Source organism: Hymenobacter chitinivorans DSM 11115 (assembly GCF_002797555.1).
GTDB lineage: Bacteria > Bacteroidota > Bacteroidia > Cytophagales > Hymenobacteraceae > Hymenobacter > Hymenobacter chitinivorans.
This window is the reverse complement of sequence record NZ_PGFA01000003.1, coordinates 99,146-115,690: the sequence shown is the minus strand read 5'-3', so window position 1 is coordinate 115,690 and position 16,545 is coordinate 99,146. Positions and strand designations below refer to the sequence as shown.

General features: G+C 60.5%; 14 protein-coding genes. 5 read left to right on the top strand and 9 right to left on the bottom strand.

Annotated features, from left to right (window positions below; translation table 11 throughout):
• Positions 1 to 55: 55 nt before the first annotated feature.
• Complete coding sequence (locus CLV45_RS17570) at positions 56 to 1,819, bottom strand: T9SS type A sorting domain-containing protein (RefSeq protein ID WP_100337789.1); 1,764 nt, start codon at positions 1,817 to 1,819, stop codon at positions 56 to 58.
• A gap of 214 nt (positions 1,820 to 2,033) precedes the next feature.
• Here CLV45_RS17570 and CLV45_RS17565 point away from each other — a divergent pair, with 214 nt between their 5' ends.
• Entirely contained in the window at positions 2,034 to 2,756 is a 723-nt protein-coding gene (locus CLV45_RS17565) for an SIMPL domain-containing protein (RefSeq protein WP_100337788.1), read from the top strand.
• Positions 2,757 to 2,857: 101 nt separating this feature from the next.
• Entirely contained in the window at positions 2,858 to 3,862 is a 1,005-nt protein-coding gene (locus tag CLV45_RS17560; RefSeq protein ID WP_100337787.1) for an LLM class flavin-dependent oxidoreductase, read from the top strand.
• Positions 3,863 to 3,905: 43 nt separating this feature from the next.
• On the opposite strand, the gene CLV45_RS25230 is transcribed toward CLV45_RS17560, so the two are convergent.
• From CLV45_RS25230 to CLV45_RS17540, 5 genes are all read right to left on the bottom strand, one after another.
• On the bottom strand, positions 3,906 to 4,100 hold the full coding sequence (locus tag CLV45_RS25230; protein ID WP_211289967.1) for a hypothetical protein: 195 nt from the start codon (positions 4,098 to 4,100) through the stop codon (positions 3,906 to 3,908).
• A 383-nt stretch (positions 4,101 to 4,483) separates the two neighbouring features.
• The gene (locus tag CLV45_RS17555) at positions 4,484 to 7,456 is read right to left on the bottom strand and encodes a DEAD/DEAH box helicase (protein WP_100337786.1); all 2,973 of its coding nucleotides are present in this window, start codon (positions 7,454 to 7,456) and stop codon (positions 4,484 to 4,486) included.
• Positions 7,457 to 7,634: 178 nt separating this feature from the next.
• Complete coding sequence (locus CLV45_RS17550) at positions 7,635 to 8,864, bottom strand: FtsX-like permease family protein (RefSeq protein WP_100337785.1); 1,230 nt, start codon at positions 8,862 to 8,864, stop codon at positions 7,635 to 7,637.
• Positions 8,865 to 9,041: 177 nt separating this feature from the next.
• Positions 9,042 to 9,851: a class I SAM-dependent methyltransferase gene (locus CLV45_RS17545; RefSeq protein WP_100337784.1), complete on the bottom strand. Its 810-nt coding sequence runs from the start codon at positions 9,849 to 9,851 to the stop codon at positions 9,042 to 9,044.
• A 113-nt stretch (positions 9,852 to 9,964) separates the two neighbouring features.
• A complete protein-coding gene (locus CLV45_RS17540) occupies positions 9,965 to 10,408 on the bottom strand; it encodes a ribosome-binding factor A (RefSeq protein ID WP_100337783.1) in 444 nt (147 codons plus the stop codon).
• Between the two features lie 200 nt (positions 10,409 to 10,608).
• On the opposite strand from CLV45_RS17540, the gene CLV45_RS17535 reads away from it, so the two are divergent.
• Positions 10,609 to 12,024 carry a hypothetical protein gene (locus tag CLV45_RS17535; RefSeq protein ID WP_157807614.1) on the top strand — a complete coding sequence of 472 codons (1,416 nt, stop codon included), beginning with the start codon at positions 10,609 to 10,611 and terminating at the stop codon, positions 12,022 to 12,024.
• Positions 12,025 to 12,091: 67 nt separating this feature from the next.
• On the opposite strand, the gene rpiB is transcribed toward CLV45_RS17535, so the two are convergent.
• The 3 genes from rpiB to CLV45_RS17520 all read right to left on the bottom strand — a co-directional run bounded on the left by rpiB (position 12,092) and on the right by CLV45_RS17520 (position 14,971).
• Positions 12,092 to 12,520, bottom strand: a complete 429-nt coding sequence (rpiB, locus tag CLV45_RS17530; protein ID WP_100337781.1) for a ribose 5-phosphate isomerase B — start codon at positions 12,518 to 12,520, stop codon at positions 12,092 to 12,094.
• Between the two features lie 145 nt (positions 12,521 to 12,665).
• Positions 12,666 to 13,526 carry a twin-arginine translocase subunit TatC gene (gene tatC / locus CLV45_RS17525; protein WP_317045120.1) on the bottom strand — a complete coding sequence of 287 codons (861 nt, stop codon included), beginning with the start codon at positions 13,524 to 13,526 and terminating at the stop codon, positions 12,666 to 12,668.
• A gap of 152 nt (positions 13,527 to 13,678) precedes the next feature.
• On the bottom strand, positions 13,679 to 14,971 hold the full coding sequence (locus CLV45_RS17520) for a serine hydroxymethyltransferase (RefSeq protein WP_100337779.1): 1,293 nt from the start codon (positions 14,969 to 14,971) through the stop codon (positions 13,679 to 13,681).
• A gap of 176 nt (positions 14,972 to 15,147) precedes the next feature.
• Between CLV45_RS17520 and CLV45_RS17515 the strand changes: the two genes are divergently transcribed.
• Both CLV45_RS17515 and CLV45_RS17510 read left to right on the top strand, forming a co-directional pair.
• Positions 15,148 to 15,672 carry a sigma-70 RNA polymerase sigma factor region 4 domain-containing protein gene (locus tag CLV45_RS17515; protein ID WP_100337778.1) on the top strand — a complete coding sequence of 175 codons (525 nt, stop codon included), beginning with the start codon at positions 15,148 to 15,150 and terminating at the stop codon, positions 15,670 to 15,672.
• Between the two features lie 63 nt (positions 15,673 to 15,735).
• Positions 15,736 to 16,530, top strand: coding sequence for a tetratricopeptide repeat protein (locus CLV45_RS17510; protein ID WP_157807613.1), 795 nt, complete (start codon positions 15,736 to 15,738; stop codon positions 16,528 to 16,530).
• Positions 16,531 to 16,545: the final 15 nt, after the last annotated feature.

Below are 16,545 nucleotides of genomic sequence, written 5' to 3'. Positions count from 1 at the left end.
AAAAGCTCTTTTGTAAACTCGATTACCCGTTTTGAGCGGGATGGCAGGAGGAAAACTATTCCACCACTACCTGGGCCCGGCTGGCGCCGGCTTCCACCAGGTAGAGGCCCGGCGTCAGGCCCGCCGTCGAAATGGAGGCGGAAGACTGTCCGGCGACCAGCGTCACCTGGCGGGCTACCCGGCCCAGGGCATCACGCAGGACCACGGCCTGGGTGCCGGTAGTGGCGGCCGACAAACGTAACGTGAAGGCGGCGCCCGACGGCGTGGGGTTGGGGTACAAAGCCAGCGGGGCGGCGTTGGCAGCCTGGCGCACCGTGAGTACGCCGGCGTTGGCGAGCTTGGCCACGTAGGCATCTCCGCCCTGCGAGCCGGTCAGCGTGGTGACGTCAAACGTGACGCTGCCGCGGCGGATGCGGCCGGCGGTCAGCAGGTTGCCGATACCGTCGAGAGTCATGTCTTCCACGGTGTAATTGCTGCTGGCAGCAGCCGTGGGGCTGGCGGGCGAAAGTTGAGCAAACTGCCACTGGCCGGCCGGGCTGAAGCGGGCCATAAAGTTGCGGGTGCTGCCGGCCGTGGAGAGCGTAGTGCTACCGAAGGCGTACGTGTCGTTGTTGGTACGATATTCCAGGTCGCCGGCCACAAGCACGTTACCCTGGGCATCGGCCGTAATCTGGGAGCCAATGGCGAAGCCGGGTCCCGAGGTCTGACGCACGATGTTGCCGACGGCACCCCACTGCCCGGCCGAAGTCAGGCGGGCCACAAACTCCTCGCTGTTGGCCGGAATAGTGCTGGTACCCAACTGGGCCCCGGTGCTGGCACTGCCCATCGTCCAGATGTTGCCGTTCCGGTCGTAGGTCAAGTCGTCGAGCTCAAAGCTGGCCGTTACGCCCTGAGGCTGGGCCAGCCACTGCCACTGCCCGGTGCTGCTGAGCTGGGCTACCGTGTTCTTCTCGTCGGCCGATGACGACGAAGTAACGGAGAGACTACCTAACGCAATGCTGCCGTTCGTAAGGCTAAAGCTCACCGCTACCTGGCCTTGGTAGCCCGCGGCTGCGGCATCAACATTCAAGTTGGCCGAAGCTCCCGTCGCGGCTACGCCCACGGCGCTCAGCCACTGGCCCGCCGCACTCAGCTTGGCCACAAAAATACCGCCTTTGGGCGCGCTGGGCAGCGTAGTGCTACCGAAGACCATGGCTCCGCCTTCGTACTCGCCTACTACGACCAAATTGCCGTTGGTAGCGTCCCAGTTCATGCTGACAACCGAAACCGAGCTGGTGGAGGTAGCACCGCTGAGCGAGGCCACGGCTATCCACTGGGGCTGGCCGCTGGTGTTGAGGCGGGTGAAGTAAGCCCCGTAGGTAGCCGTTACGGCCTGGGTCAGGCTGCCTACTTTAAGCGTGGTGTTACCTAGCTCTTCGATAAAGCCGCTGGCGTACACGTCGCCGGCCGGCGTGGCAGCGGTATGGGTAATGTAGGTACCTTCCCCATTGTTGCTCACCGGCACAGCCCACTGCCACTGCTGGGAAGTCGAAAGCTTACCGATAAAGCCCGTGCCGAAGCCGTTGCCGGCGTTGGTCAGCACCGTGGAGCCGAAGCTGCGGACGCCCGGTACCCCGCTGCCGCGGCCGTTGGTAAGGGTACCGCCCACGTAGGCGTTGCCGCTGGCATCGGCGCTGATAGCCAGGGCCTGCGACTCGGTGTCGTTGGTGGGCGCTGGGTTGACGTTTTGGGCGCCGCCCTGCCAGGAGGGCGTTTGGGCGTAAGCCGAGGAAACTGCCAGACCAAGGGTCAGGCCTAGAGTGAGTAAGGAGTTGCGCATAGAATCAGGTTAGATGCGGAGCGTGAATACCAGCACAAAGCTCTTTCAGCAGGCAAGGCGTTACAATACCTACTTGTGGGTATATTTCTAAGCCAAGTGCCCGTTTGGAGCAGTGACCCACGGACTACCCCGGAAAAAGAAAATCCGGACGCTCTATACTGCTAACGTCCTCAATCGAGTTATATAGCCTCAACCCTATTCTTACAACTCTTCCATGCCCCGTCTTTTCCACTTCGCAGCTCCTATCCTTGTTCTTGCCGGCCTGGCTTCCTGCCAGTCGGGGCCCGCGGCCACGGCCATGCCCCGGCAGGTGAAAAGCGTAGGCTACGGCAGCGTCACGGTGTACCCCGACTATGCCGTGCTGACCGTGGATGCGGCCTTTACCCGGCCCCGGCTCAAGGATGCCGTAGCCGAGGTGCAGGGCGTCGTAGACCAAGTGCTGGCGCTGTCGAAGCGCTACGCGCCGGGACCCGACGACGTGCGGGTGAGCAGCACTTCGTCGAACAAGGAATTCACCTACGCACGGGGCAAGGAGGTATTCGCCGGCTTCAACTCCACGCAGTCCGTCACGGTGCGCATCACCGATTTGAAGCGGCTGACGCCGTACCTGGAAGAGCTGCTGGCCACCCGCATCAGCCGCATCAAGGACCTGAGCTACGGCCACACCCGGGCCGACAGCCTGCGCCGCGAGGCCGATGTGCTGGCCCTGCGGGACGCGGCCAAAACCGCCGACAAGATGTGCGCGGCCCTGAACGTGAAGCGCGGGGCGGTGCTCGAAGCCAGCGACTCGTCGAGCCCCGAAAGCAGCTCCGGCGGCTACGGCCAATCGGCCGACATCGAATTGTATGGCAAGGGCTTCGGGGGCCGGGGCTTCAAAACCACGCCCGAACTGCTGCACTTCAATAGTTCTTGCAGCCTGGTATCGGCGCTGGAGTAAACGAGTAGATAAGGCAGCGGCAGCCGGCGTCTGGGCCAGAAGTTTGGTGCCGGGAAACAACCCGGCGGCCCTAGCGGTTTTAGAGCCTTACGCCGAAACCAATGCCTGACCATAGCTCCCGAGTACCCGTTTCCATTCTTGACCTGGCCGCCATTACCGAAGGCGCCACGCCCGCCGATACTTTCCGCAACAGCCTGGACCTAGCCCGCCACGCCGAGCAGTGGGGCTACCAGCGCTACTGGCTGGCTGAGCACCACAACATGGCCAGCATTGCCAGCTCGGCCACGGCGGTACTCATCGGCCACATTGCCGGCGGCACTTCCACTATTCGGGTGGGCTCGGGCGGCATTATGCTGCCCAACCACGCCCCGTTGGTGGTGGCCGAGCAGTTTGGCACCCTGGCCTCGCTCTACCCCGGCCGCATCGACCTGGGTCTGGGCCGCGCCCCGGGCACCGACCCCACCACGGCCCGGGCCCTGCGCCGCGACACGCTCGGCGCCGGCACCGATTTCCCCGACCAGGTCCAGGAACTACAGCAGTACTTGTCCGCAGAAAACCGGGTGAACAAGGTGCGGGCCGTGCCCGGCGAAGGGCTGGATATTCCCATCTGGCTGCTGGGCTCCAGCACCTACAGCGCCCAGCTGGCGGGCATGCTGGGCTTACCCTTTGCCTTTGCCAGCCACTTTGCCCCCACCCACCTGCAAGCCGCCCTGCACCTCTACCGCTCTTCCTTCCAACCCTCCGAGCACTTGCAAAAGCCCTACGCTGCGGCCTGCGTCAACGTCATCCTGGCCGATACCGACGAGCAGGCCCAGCAGCTGGCCACGTCCTTTCACCAGTTTGCCCTGAACATCATCCGCGGCACTTCCCGCCCTTTGCAGGCCCCGGTACCCAGCATGGACGGCTTGTGGAATGAAATGGAGGAAGAAGCCGTGCAGCATATGATGGCCTATTCGTTTATTGGCTCCCCGGCCACGGTGCAGAAGCAGCTGCAGTACTTTCTGGGCGCCACCCAGGTCGATGAGTTGCTGGCCGTGGCCCACATCTACGACCACGCGGCCCGCCTGCGCTCCTACGAGCTGCTGGCCGAGATTAGCAAGTGGTAGGCGGAGCTGAATAACAGTTGTAGTTCACTACAATGTATGTGGGCTATTTAGCCGGGAACAATCGGGCAAAACAATTTTCCAGTTGGTTGAAAGGGGGATATTCTCTCCCCGAAATCCATTGATCGACTGTCACTTGCCGCCCAAGATGATCTAGCATCAGTGTTTGTGATACCGGATCAGTGTGAATGAGTGTCGGTTCACCAGTATCAATATCAGTATCAATATCTGAAAAGGACATAGAGCGAAGACACCTGTTGGTAAGCATAAATAGGCTGTCTGCCTGAAGTGCAGTAACGGCTACCTCGAGGGTGTCGTATTGTGAGGTGCTCCAGTAATCGTGGTGTGCATCTACACGCGGCTTGATCAAATAACCGAGCATTACAGCATTGCTTGGCAGCTCTTCGTTCTTGAAGTTAAGAAAGCGCCAGCTCCTTCTTCGGAGCCAATATTCTGTTTGCCCTACTCGCAACATAAGGCGGTATCTGTATCCGTAGGACTGCTCGGGCTTGTATTTGCGTTGACCTTCCTGATTACAGGAGAATAACAGACAGCAAAATACTATTGGCGCTACTCGCTGCCATCGACTGCAAAAGAGTAAACTGTAATAAGGAGCTGCTGGCATTACCCCAGCAGCTCCTCAATGTCCTCCTTGGTCAGGCTCTTGATAATGGCTTCGTCGGTGGTTATCAGGTCGGTTACCAGCTGAATCTTCTTGTTCTGCAGGGCCAGGATTTTCTCCTCCACCGTGTTCTTAGTGATGAACTTGTAGGTGAATACTGTGCGCTGCTGCCCGATGCGGTGGGCCCGGTCCACGGCCTGGGCTTCCACGGCGGGGTTCCACCAGGGGTCCAGGATGAAGACGTAGTCGGCAGCGGTGAGGTTGAGGCCCACGCCGCCCGCTTTCAGGCTGATCAGGAACACCCGCAGCTCCTCGGTTTCCTGGAAGCGGGTCACTTCCTTGTGCCGGTCCCGGGTGTTGCCGTCGAGGTAGGCGTACTCCACCTGCTTTTCATCGAGCGAAGCCCGCACGATGTCGAGGTGTTTTACAAACTGACTGAACACCAATACCTTGTGGCCTTCCGAAACTACGCTGCGAATCATGCGAATCACCTCCCGCAGCTTGCCCGACTCGTGCTCGTAGTCCTCGTGGGCCATGCGCGGGTGGTTGGCAATCTGGCGCAGCTTGGTCAGGCCCTGCAAGAGCATAAACTGGGTGCCGGCCGTACCGTGCTCCTCAATGTTCTTCAGGATCTTGTTGCGGTAGTAGCTCTTGGTTTCCTCGTAGCACTGGGCCTGCTCCTCGGTCATGGGGCAGTAGCTCAGGTGCTCAATCTTGCTTGGCAATTCCTTAGCTACCTGGGCTTTGTGCCGACGCAGAATAAAGGGCTTAATCAGGGCGTGCAGCTTGCGGGTGCGCACCTCGTCCTTGCCCTTCTCAATGGGCTTGAGAAACTCCTTACGGAAAAACGTTTGGGTGCCCAGCAAGCCGGGGTTGATAAACGACATCTGGGACCATAAGTCCATCGTGCTGTTTTCCACCGGCGTCCCGGTCAAAATCAGGCGGTGGCGGGAGCGGAGGCCCCGCACGGCCTGGGACGTCGTGGAACTCGGGTTCTTAATAGCCTGCGACTCGTCCAGAATCACGTAGTCGAAGCCGTAGGAGCGCAGCAGCTCCGCATCCAGGCGCACAATGCCGTAGCTGGTCAGCACCACGTCGTAGTCGGCAAACTGCTCCACGTTTTTGTCGCGGTAGGTGCCGGTGTAGGTCAGGATGCGCAGGCCGGGCGTAAACTTGGTAGCCTCGCTCAGCCAGTTGTACACCAGCGAAGTGGGCATGACCAGCAAAGAAGCCGCGCCTTTCGACTCCCCGCTTTCCTTGCGCTGCAGCAGCAACGCCAACGTTTGCACGGTCTTGCCCAGGCCCATATCGTCGGCCAGACAGCCGCCGAAGTGGTAGTCTTTCACGAAGTGCAGCCAGTTGTAGCCCGCCTTCTGGTAGGGTCGCAGCTCGCCCATGAAGCCGGCCGGCATGGGCTGGTCTTCCACGGTTTCGAAGCCTCGCAGCCGTTCCAGCTTCCGCGACATAGTCACGGTGGCCAGGTTGCCGTTCTGCAAATCCGACACCAGCGCCAGGTGGTGCTTGCGCAAGGTCAGGGTAGAATGGTGCTCCTCGGCAAAGGCAAACAGCTCCAGGTACTGCGTAAACCACTCCTCGGGAATGATGGCAATCTGCCCGTTGGGCAGGCGGAACTCGTGGCGCCGCCCCAAGATGTAGGGCCGCAGCTTAATAAACGGTATTTCAAACTCCCCGAAGCTCACCGTGCCGTGCACGTCAAACCAGTCGTTGCCCTCGGTGATGCCCACCTGCACCGTTACGGCGCCGATGAAGTAGTCCTTGCTGGAGGAAGTGCCCTGCTGCACCGTAAAGCCCATGCGGGCCAGCTCCTCGGCGTGGCTGTGCAGCCAGCGGAAGGCGGTGGCTTTTTCGAGCACCGCGCGGCCGTTGCGCACTTCCAGGGCCCGGTCGGCCAGCTCCCGGATGATTTCCTGCTCCCGGTCCAGGTTGCGGATGAGGCGGTGGAAGATGTAGGAGTCCTCGTTCTTTTCCAGCTTCACGCACACCCGCTTGTCGTAGCTGTTGTGCACGGTATGGTCGCCGTAGCGGAACGACAGGTCAAAGTGAATATGCTCGGAAGGCGCAGCCAGCACGGCCGTCGTCCCCGAGTCGCTGCTGCCGTTGCGGCGCACGGCGGCGGGGCGGCTGCGGTCCTCGTCGGCCACCACCACGGCGCCGGGCACGTCGGTAAACGTGAGCTGGGGCCGGGCCACGTAGCGCTCCGAGCGAATGTCGAAGCCCCGGGCGTGCACGTCGAACGACTCTACCAAGGGAGCTACGAAGCGCTGGAAGTAGCTGTCCTCGACCTGGCGCGGAATGACGATAAACTTCTTATTCAGAAACGGCTGCAGCTTTTTGCCATCCACATCGTTGCGGAAGTTGTGCAGCACGTCGTTGAGCAGCATCCAAGCAGGCTGGAAGCACACCATTACGGCGTTCTTAAACTGGAAGTCGAGCTTCTGGCCCTGGTACTGAATGGTGGGGAAATAATGGGTACTGTCCTCGTTGCGGCGGAAGTGAAACAAGACCGAAGCCGGCTCCGGAGCCACCCCGATTTCCTTCCAGGTCGGCTCCCCGTCCTTGCCCATGATAAAGACGCACTTGCCCTGCAGGCGCTCCAGAATCTGGCCCATGCGGTCCTGCACGTAGCGGCAGATGGCGTCCTGCAGGCCTTTGTCGCCCTTTTCGGGGTCGTAAATCTTGAAGAAAAAGTCGGCGGGCGTCGTTTTTTTCGCCCAGAACTCCTTAATCACCGCATCCTGCTGGATTTGGTCGGTCAGGGCAATGAGCTCGAAGTCGATTTCATCCAGGCCATCCGCGAATTCCGGCGCATTTTTGGCCGAGACTGTCTGGTGCTGGAGCGTGAGTTGGCCTTTGGCGTTACGCTGAACCACGTAAGACTCAAATAGATAGCCTAAATACTCGTGCTCAAGCAGCGAATAGACAATCTGAAAAGGCTGTGAAGTGGAAACCTTCATAGTCGGATGAGAAGCCTGAATAAGGCATTGAAATTAAGGACAAATCCTAAATACCACGGTATTTAGAGAAAAGTAAAATTTATTATTGAAATAGTGAAATTATGAAGACATAAGTAGTGCAACCAGGGGACGAACGATGCTTATGAGTAGATGAACTACTATAGTAACCGCGAAAGGGTTACAAGTTCTCACGCAAATCCAAGCGGGCCGCATTCAGGGCCGGGCGGATGGAAACGGTGATAGTAATGACGATAATAGCAATGCCGGTAAGTACAATATCGGTCAGCTGCATCTTCACTGGGTATGAGTCGACTACGCTCGTGGCCATGCCCATCGATACAATATGGAAGGTCTGCTGAGCCCAGCAGATGGCCACGCCCAGCGTGAGGCCGGTAATGGCCCCGACCTGAGCCACAATGGCGCCTTCGAGCAGGAAGATGTTGCGCACCATGCGGCTGGTGGCGCCCATGGCCAGCAGAATGGCCACGTCCTTCTTCTTATCCAGCACTAGCATCGAGAGTGAGAAGAAGATATTGAGCGAAGCAATGAGCAGGATGAAGGCGAAGGTGATGAAGACGAACATCTTCTCGACCTTAATGGCCTTGAGCAGGCTCACGTGCTGCTCGTCGGAGTCGTGCACGTAGAACTTGTTGCCCAGCACGTGCTGTAAGTCCTGCTTTACTTCCTCAATCGTGCGACTGGCTCCGACCTTGACTTCCAGGGCCGTGCGGCGGTTGCCGTAGTTGAGCAGGCTCTGGGCAAAGTCGATGGGCACGAAAATGTAGCTGTCGTCGATGTGCTGCTCGATCAGGAAGACGCCGCCGGCAATGATGGTTTGCTGGCTGAAGGCCGTTTCCGGGTTCATCGACAACGTTTTCTTGCCCGTGTTGCGCGGGTAGAGCAGGTGCAGGGGCGCAAAGCGGTTGTCGAGGGCAATGCTGAGCTCGTGCTGCACGCCGGCCCCGAGCAGGGCGTAGTTTTCGCCGCCGCGCACCAGGCGGTGGTCACCTTCCACAATGGCCGAGTCGATGTCGCTCTGGGCAAAGTAGTTCTCACTGACGCCCTTCATCTTGACGACCATCTGCCGGTCGTGGTACTGTAGCAGGGCGTTGTCCTCGATTACCTCGGTAAGCAACCCCACGCCGGCCGTGCTGCGGATGCGCTGCATCAGTTGCTCGTTGGTTTCGAAGGACTTACCCTGCACGGCGGTAATGAGCAAATCGGGGTCCGACTTGCCGTAGAGCGTGCGGACCAGGTCCTCCAGCCCGTTGAACACCGACAGGACGATAATCAGCGCCATGGTGCCCACGGCCACCCCCACCATCGAGATGTTGGAGATGATGCTGATGATGTTCCGCTTGTTCTTGGACGAGAAATAACGCCGGGCGATGAGCAGGGACACGTTCATGCAGGGCGCTGTTTAGGGTTGGAGGAAGGAGAAGGTCGACAACACGAAGCACTTGTACGAAAGAAGCCGCAGAAAGCCGTGTTTACTGGCTGCGGGCCCCGGAGAATTAGCAGGCAAGATAACGGGCCCCGGGCAATTAAGCCCCACGGTAGCCCGCTTACTTCGGGTGGCCCGACGTTATTTCCAGGCTTTGACAATCAGGCCCGTGCCCGAGTCGTGCTTGGCCGTGGAGTCAATCCAGTTCAGCAGCAGGCAGAAGGGGAAGGTGATGAGGTAATAGAAGGGCAACAGGATGAAAAACCACTTCGAGATGCCCAGCATCAGAATCGGGTATTTCATGCTCAGGCGCCACGATACCTGGCCCGGCTCGCCGTAGCTGTAGCGGGCCTCAATCCGCTCGAAGCCGGCGGTGCGCAGCTTCTGCTGAATCTCGTGGATGTTGTAGCCGTCGCGCACGTGCTCTTCGATAAAGCTCGTCTCGCCGTCGGCGTGCACGTCGGAGCCGCCCTGGTCACTGGGCGTCGAAATGAGCAGCATGCCCCCGTCCTTGAGCGAGGCGTGGATGTTGCGGAACACTTCCACGTCTTCCAGAATGTGCTCCATTACGTCGACCGACAAAGCCAGGTCAAACGAGTTGGGCTCCTGGTACAAAACCAGGTCCTGGACGGCAAACTGCACGTTGGTGCGCCCGATCTGGCGGAAGAACTGGTTGGAGTCGGCAATCTGCTCGTCCTTTACGTCGACGGCCAGGATGTTCCACTTCTTGCTTAGGCCCGACAGCCAGTAGGTGTACTGCCCGTAGCCCGAGCCGGCGTCCAGAATGGTTAGGTTCTCATCCTGGCGGCCGGCGGCCCACTGGCGCAGCTCGCGGTGCACGTGCCAGGTGCGCAGCAGCAGCAAATCGAGCAGGGTATAAAACAGGCGGCGCAGCCACGGCGTCCGGTTAAATACCTGGCCCAGTGACTTCTTAATCGGGTCGTAATACAAAGCAGTGAAGGAGTGAAATGGTGAATGAGTGAGGTGGTGAGTGGGTGAATAAGTGAAGTGTTCAATTGGCGCGGTCCGGCGCCGTAGGCTGCTTCACTCATTCACTCACTCACTCATTCACTATCCTCGTCGGCGAAGAGCTTGGGGCGGGCGGGGCCTTTGGGCTCGTCGGTGGTTTTGGGGTCGGTGGGGTCCTCGGGCGTTTCAGCCGGAATGTCGAGCTTGCCCAGCACGGCGTCCATGTGGGCGGCGTACTCGGCGCTGTCGTCGAGGAAGAAAACCAGTTCGGGGATGATGCGCACCTGCTGGCGAATCCGCTTGGCCAGGGCCTGGCGGATTTCCTTGCTGTTGTCACGCACCAGTTCGAGCAGGGCCGGGCCAGTGTTGGCCAGCAGGCTGCTCAGGTACACGCGGGCCACGCCCAAGTCGGGCGACACCCGGATGGTGCTGATGCCCGGCGGTAGGCCGGGAAACAGGTGCGGTAAGTCGCGTTGAAAGACGGCTGCCAGGTCCTGCTGCAGGAGGCTGGCAAACTTTTGCTGTCGTTTACTTTCCATAAGAATCAGCAAAGATAGGAAGTTGGGGGCTTGGGGACTTAGGAACTTCGGACTTAGATTTTTCAGCCGTAGATACGGACTCCGGTTTGGGTGGGCCAACGACCCGCCGGGAAACCCGGAAAAGCGGCCGTGCGGCTTGCCCGGATGCGCGTACCTTTGCCGCTGCTTGTCTTCGAGCTTCCTAGAACCCCGCTCCCGCTGTGCTTCGTTTCTTTAAAAGTCCGCTCCCGACGCGCCTGGTGGCTTTGCTGCTGCTGGTGCTGGCTTTGCGCCTGCCGCTGCTCTGGCTGGGAGTTCCGCTTACGGCCGCCGAGCTGCGCGCCCTGCTCATTGGTGAACGGCTGAATGAAGGCGCCCTGCTCTACCGCGACATCTACGACAGCACCGCCCCGCTGGCGGCCCTGCTCTTCGGAGCCCTCAACGCCGTGCTGGGCCGGCCGCTCTGGCTCTACCGGATTCTGGCCCTGGTGCTGCTGCTGTTTCAGGCCCTGCGCCTGAACCTGGTGCTCAACCGCGCCGACGTGCACCCCGACCGGGGCTTCGTGGCAGCGCTTACCTATCTGCTGCTGGCCAGCCTCACCACCGACCTTGATACCCTCTCGCCCCTGCTTATCGGGCACACGTTTATCATCACGGCCCTGAGCGCCCTGCTGCCGACCTCGCGGGAAGGCTACGACAACCGGCGCCTGTTTCGGGCGGGCTTCCTGATGGGCGTGGCGGCCTTGTGCTACCTGCCGCTGGCGCTGTTTCTGCTGGTGGGCTTGTTTGCCGTTATCATCTTTGCAGCCAACTCGTTCCGGAGCTTTCTGCTGCTGCTCTGCGGCTTTCTGTTCCCGTACGCAGCCGTGGGCACCTTCTTTCTCTACACCGAGTCGTTGCCTAACTTCTCCCAGTTTCACTTTAAGCCCACGCTGAGCGGCCTGGTGGCGGGCACCGATGGAATGCCGCTGTTTGTGCAGCTACGCCTGCTGATTCTGCCCGGTATCGTGCTGGTGCTGGCCTTGTTCCGCTCGTTCACCACCTCCCTGGGCCTGGTGTTTCAGGTCAAGTTTCAGCAGCTGATGCTGGTGTGGCTGCTGGTAGCCGTGGCTATGGCGGCGGCGGGCCGGGGCATGGCGCCGGGTACGATGGTGCTCGTACTGCCGCCCATCACCTATTTCTGCCTGTATCTGTGGCAGAAAGCGTCCCGGGCCTGGGTACCCGAGCTACTGCTGCTGCTCGTTATCGGGGCCGTGGTGCTGGTGCGCTACCGCACCACGCTGGGCCTGGAAACCGTGATTCAGATTCCGGCCGAGCAGCGTTACGCCGTGCAGCCCAACCCCGCCTATGCGTCCTTGCAGGGCCACCGCCTGCTGGTGCTGGGGCCCGACCGGCGTTCCTACCTCTACAACCGCCTGGCCACGCCCTACCTCGACTGGCGCCTGGCCCAGGTCGATTTCGGGCACCTGAACGAGTACGGCGCCATCTTCCGCCTGGCCCACAACTTTGCCCAGCTACCCCCGGAGTACATCATCGACGAAGCCGGCCTCGTGCCCGAGCTCCAATACAAAGTGCCCGCCGTATTTGCCCGCTACCAGCTCACCCGCATTCCGAAAGTGTACCAGCGCAAGAAGTGAATGAGTGAAGTAGCCTACGGCGCAGTACCGTGCCAATTGAACACTTCACTCATTCACTCATTCACCGCTAGCAGTCAATCTTGCTGACGCGGTTTTGGTGGCGGCCCCCTTCGAAGGTGGTGTTCAGGAACTTGCTGACGATGGCGCGGGCAGTTTCTTCGCTCACGAACCGCTCGGGCACGCAGATAATGTTGGCGTTATTATGCTGCCGGGCCAGCTCGGCCAGCTCGGGCTGCCAGGCAATGGCCGCCCGGATGCCCTTGTGCTTGTTGGCCGTAATGGCTACGCCGTTGGCCGAGCCGCAGACCAGAATGCCCTGCTCAAACTCGCCGGCCGTAATGGCGTTGGCTACGGGGTGCACAAAGTCCGGATAGTCCACGGAATCAGCGGAATGAGTACCGAAGTCCTTCACCTCGTAGCCGTTGTCGCGCAGCCAGTGGGCCAGCATTTCCTTGTACGCAAAGCCGGCGTGGTCCGAACCAATGGCAAGTTTCATAGCTAATGTGCTGATTGTGGGTTGAATGTGCTGATGTGCGAATGTTTGGGTAATGTGCGAATGTGAAAAATGCGGGTAATGTGCTGCCTCCCGAAAGAAGTTGGTCTGACCATTAGCACATTACCCGCATTAGTACATCAGCACATTAAGAAGATACTCCGTCGTTTTCGGCCAGCTGGGCGTTCAGGGCGGCGGTGCGGCCCCGGGCTACTACGCGGGCAATGTTGATGCTGAGCTCGTAGAGAATCAAAATCGGGATGGTGACGATGATCTGAGCCGAAATGTCGGGGGGCGTAATGACGGCCGCCACAATGAGGATGACCACAATGGCGTGCTTGCGGTAAAGGCGCATGATTTCGGGCGTAATCAGGCCGGCCTTGGCCAGGAAGAACACTATCATGGGCAGCTCAAACACGAAGGCCGTGGAAATGGACATCGTGGTGAGCGTGCTCAGGTAGCTCTGCAGGTCAATCTGGTTTTCGATGGTCGGGTCGACGGTGTACGAAGCCAGGAAGTTGATGCTCAGCGGGGCGGCAATGTAGTAGCCAAACAGCAGGCCCAACGCAAACAGCACCGAGACGAAGAATACCGCGCCCTGGGAGTTTTTCTGCTCGTGCGGGTAGAGGCCGGGCTTGATAAAGCGCCAGATTTCCCAGAATGTGTAGGGGAAGGCCAGCACCAGCCCCACCATAAACGAGGTGCTGATGTGCATCGTGAGCTGCCCGCTCATCTCCCGGTTCTGGATGATGAAGCCCACCTTGTCCATGCACAAATCCGGGGCCCCGATCCACTGGCCAAACCGGCAGAACATGCGGTAAGTCCAGAAGTCGGCCCGTGAGGGGCCCAGAATCAGGTCGTGAAACAGGAAGTCTTTGGCAAAAAACGCGGCCGTCGCAAACACGACAATCGAGATGGCCGAGCGGATAATGTGCCACCGCAAGGCCTCCAGATGGTCGATGAAGGACATTTCGTGTACTTCACCCACAGTGGGTTGGTCAGTATTCAAGGAAGCAGTGAATGAGTGAATGAGTAAATGAGTGAGCCGAGCGTGGAATGAATAACAAAAGACAAACGAAAACGAACGGGTTCAGGATGCTACCCGGCTGGTTTTTACAAGTCAATTCACTCATTTACGCATTCACTCATTCGCTCATTGAATTAGGCAAAAAGTGGGTACTGCTGCATCCATTCGTTGATCTGGCCGCGCACTTTGAGCAGGTGGGCCTCGTCGCTGTGGTGCATCAGCACGTCGTCGATAAACTCCACGATGCGGGCCATGTCGGCCTCGCGCAGGCCGCGGGTCGTGACGGCGGCCGAGCCGATGCGCATGCCGCTGGTTACGAAGGGCGACTTATCATCGAAGGGCACCATGTTCTTGTTGATGGTGATGTCGGCCTTGATGAGGGTGTTTTCGGCCAGCTTGCCGGTCAGACCCTTGCTGCGCAGGTCGATGAGCATCAGGTGATTGTCGGTGCCGCCGCTGATAATCTGGTAGCCGCGGTCCACGAAGCCTTTGGCCAGGGCCTGGGCGTTGCGGATTACCTGGTGGGTGTACTCGGTATAGGCGTCTGAGAGGCATTCACCAAAGGCCACGGCCTTGGCTCCGATGACGTGCTCCAACGGGCCGCCCTGGGTGCCGGGAAATACGCCCGAGTCGAGCAAAGCCGACATCATGCGCAGCTCGCCCTTGGGCGTTTTCAGGCCGAAGGGGTTTTCGAAGTCCTTACCCAGCATGATCAGGCCGCCGCGGGGGCCGCGCAGGGTTTTGTGGGTGGTCGTCGTTACGATGTGGCAGTGCTCGAAGGGCGAGTTGAGCAAGCCCTTGGCAATCAGGCCCGAGGGGTGGGAAATATCGGCCAGCAGCAGGGCACCTACTTCGTCGGCGGCTTCGCGCAGGGCTTTGTAGTCCCAGTCGCGGGAGTAGGCCGAGGCCCCGCAGATGATGAGCTTGGGCTGCTCGCGGCGGGCCGTTTCCTTTACTTTCTCCCAGTCGATCAGGCCGGTTTCGGGCTCCACGCCGTAGAAGCTGGGCTGGTAGAGCTTGCCCGAGAAGTTTACCGGGGAGCCGTGGGTGAGGTGGCCGCCGTGGCTCAGGTCGAAGCCCAGGATTTTGTCGCCGGGGTTCAGAATGGCCAGCATGACGGCCGCATTGGCCTGGGCCCCGGAGTGGGGCTGCACGTTCACCCACTCCACGCCGAACAACTCCTTGGCCCGGTCGATGGCCAGCTGCTCGACCTGGTCCACAATTTCGCAGCCGCCGTAGTAGCGCTTGCCGGGTAGGCCCTCGGCGTATTTGTTGGTCAGGATGGAGCCCTGCGCCCGCATCACTTGCTCGGAAACGTAGTTTTCCGAGGCAATCAGTTCAATACCGTGGGTCTGACGTTCCTTTTCCTGGCGGATGAGGTCGAACAGGACCGTGTCCTGTGCAATGGGGGCAGTGCGAGTTTCCATAGGTTCAAAGGTACGGGTGAATCGTTTATCAGGGAACATCCGGCCGGCAACAATCGGCGGGGCAGCCCCGACGGGCTGCTTGGCGGTGCGAACTTACGAGAGTGGGCGCAGGAATGCCGGGCTCGGCTTTTTGCCGGCTTCGCTCGTATTGTCATCCATTCGTTGTTACTTGAAGCATGAACCAGCCTCTGGCCGAAGCCCTGACCCATCTGCGGATGGGAAATCAGACGTTTTTGATTACGTTTTACGAGGCCCAGCGGGACCATTTTGCCCGGTGGGCCCGCCGGCAGCACCAGTTGGAGCCCGCCGCCGCCCACGAGCTGCTGCGCGCCGTGCTGGTCGACTTCTACGACCAGGTGGCCGACGGCCGGGTGACCAAGCTACCGCCCGATTTGCGCAACTACCTCTACGGCATGGCCCAGGAGCAGATTCAGGCCCAGAAAACTACCGCCGAGCTGCCCCAGGTGGAAGCCGGCCGCCGCCAGCAGCTGCTCAAGGTGTTCACCCAGCTGGGTGCCGACTGCCAGCAGGTGCTCATGTACTTCTACTTCCGGGGCTACAATTTTGAGAAGGTGGCCGGCAAGATGGGCTTCGCCAATGCTACCGTGGCCCGCTTGCAGAAAGCCAGCTGCCTGCGCAAGCTCATCGAGCTGCGGGCCCGGGCCCTGGACCCGAACGACACCCCGGCCGCTGCCGTCTGATTCTGCGTAGCTTAGCGCCTCGTTACCGTTATTTACTTCCGCCTTTTCTTTGCTTGAACCTGCATGATGTCGCCCGCTGAGCTGCGCCCGTTTTTGGATGAGCTGGAACGCTTTGCCGACGGCCAAATGACGACTATCGAGCAGGATGCCTTCGAGGAGCGCCTGCAGCGGGACCCGCATTTGCGGGAAGCTTACGAAACCTACGAGCAGGTGACGGCTGACCTGCGCTGGGTGGCCGGGCACGAAACCCTGCGCCACCGCCTGCTGGCCCTCGACCGGCGGCTCGACCAGCGCCAAACGGCTCTGGTGCGCATCAAGCGGCGGCAGCGGCGGGCCCAGACGCGCTGGGGCACCGTGTTTACGGTGCTGGTCGTGGTGTTGCTCGGGCTCTGGTTTGTGCTGCGGCCCGGCGGCCGGCCGGCCGACAAAGCCTGGAGCACCTACTACGTAGCCGACCCGGGTCTGCCGCAGTCGGCCACGCTGGATGAGCACCGGCCGCTGCTGGCCGAAGCCATGGAGCAGTACCGGCAGGGCCACTACCCGGCCGCTTTGCACGCCCTGCGCCGGGTGCCTACCGACAACCTGGGCCCCGACACGATGCTCTACTACAACGGGGTTTTCCTACTCAGCGCCGGGGATGGCCGCGCGGCTCGCCCCTACCTGCGCCGCGTGATTCAGCAGCCCGGCTCGTTGTTGTCACGCAAGGCCCGCTACCACCTGGCCGTGGCCCACTGGGCGGCCCAGCAGTGGCCCGAAGCCCGCGCCGCCTTTCGCGAAGTTGCCATCGACTCGCTCAACCCGTACCGGCGCGCTGCCCAGCAGGTGCTGCGGGCCAACGTGCTGCGGGACGAAGATTAAGCCGGCCCCGAGGGC

What these genes read in the sequence shown, in the direction of transcription:
- CLV45_RS17550 (WP_100337785.1), bottom strand. Translation starts at nt 8,864, where the DNA reads ATGAACGTGTCCCTGCTCATCGCCCGGCGTTATTTCTCGTCCAAGAAC.
- CLV45_RS25230 (WP_211289967.1), bottom strand. Translation starts at nt 4,100, where the DNA reads ATGTCCTTTTCAGATATTGATACTGATATTGATACTGGTGAACCGACA.
- CLV45_RS17510 (WP_157807613.1), top strand. Translation starts at nt 15,736, where the DNA reads ATGATGTCGCCCGCTGAGCTGCGCCCGTTTTTGGATGAGCTGGAACGC.
- CLV45_RS17515 (WP_100337778.1), top strand. Translation starts at nt 15,148, where the DNA reads ATGAACCAGCCTCTGGCCGAAGCCCTGACCCATCTGCGGATGGGAAAT.
- CLV45_RS17570 (WP_100337789.1), bottom strand. Translation starts at nt 1,819, where the DNA reads ATGCGCAACTCCTTACTCACTCTAGGCCTGACCCTTGGTCTGGCAGTT.
- CLV45_RS17540 (WP_100337783.1), bottom strand. Translation starts at nt 10,408, where the DNA reads ATGGAAAGTAAACGACAGCAAAAGTTTGCCAGCCTCCTGCAGCAGGAC.
- CLV45_RS17520 (WP_100337779.1), bottom strand. Translation starts at nt 14,971, where the DNA reads ATGGAAACTCGCACTGCCCCCATTGCACAGGACACGGTCCTGTTCGAC.
- rpiB (WP_100337781.1), bottom strand. Translation starts at nt 12,520, where the DNA reads ATGAAACTTGCCATTGGTTCGGACCACGCCGGCTTTGCGTACAAGGAA.
- CLV45_RS17555 (WP_100337786.1), bottom strand. Translation starts at nt 7,456, where the DNA reads ATGAAGGTTTCCACTTCACAGCCTTTTCAGATTGTCTATTCGCTGCTT.
- CLV45_RS17565 (WP_100337788.1), top strand. Translation starts at nt 2,034, where the DNA reads ATGCCCCGTCTTTTCCACTTCGCAGCTCCTATCCTTGTTCTTGCCGGC.
- CLV45_RS17560 (WP_100337787.1), top strand. Translation starts at nt 2,858, where the DNA reads ATGCCTGACCATAGCTCCCGAGTACCCGTTTCCATTCTTGACCTGGCC.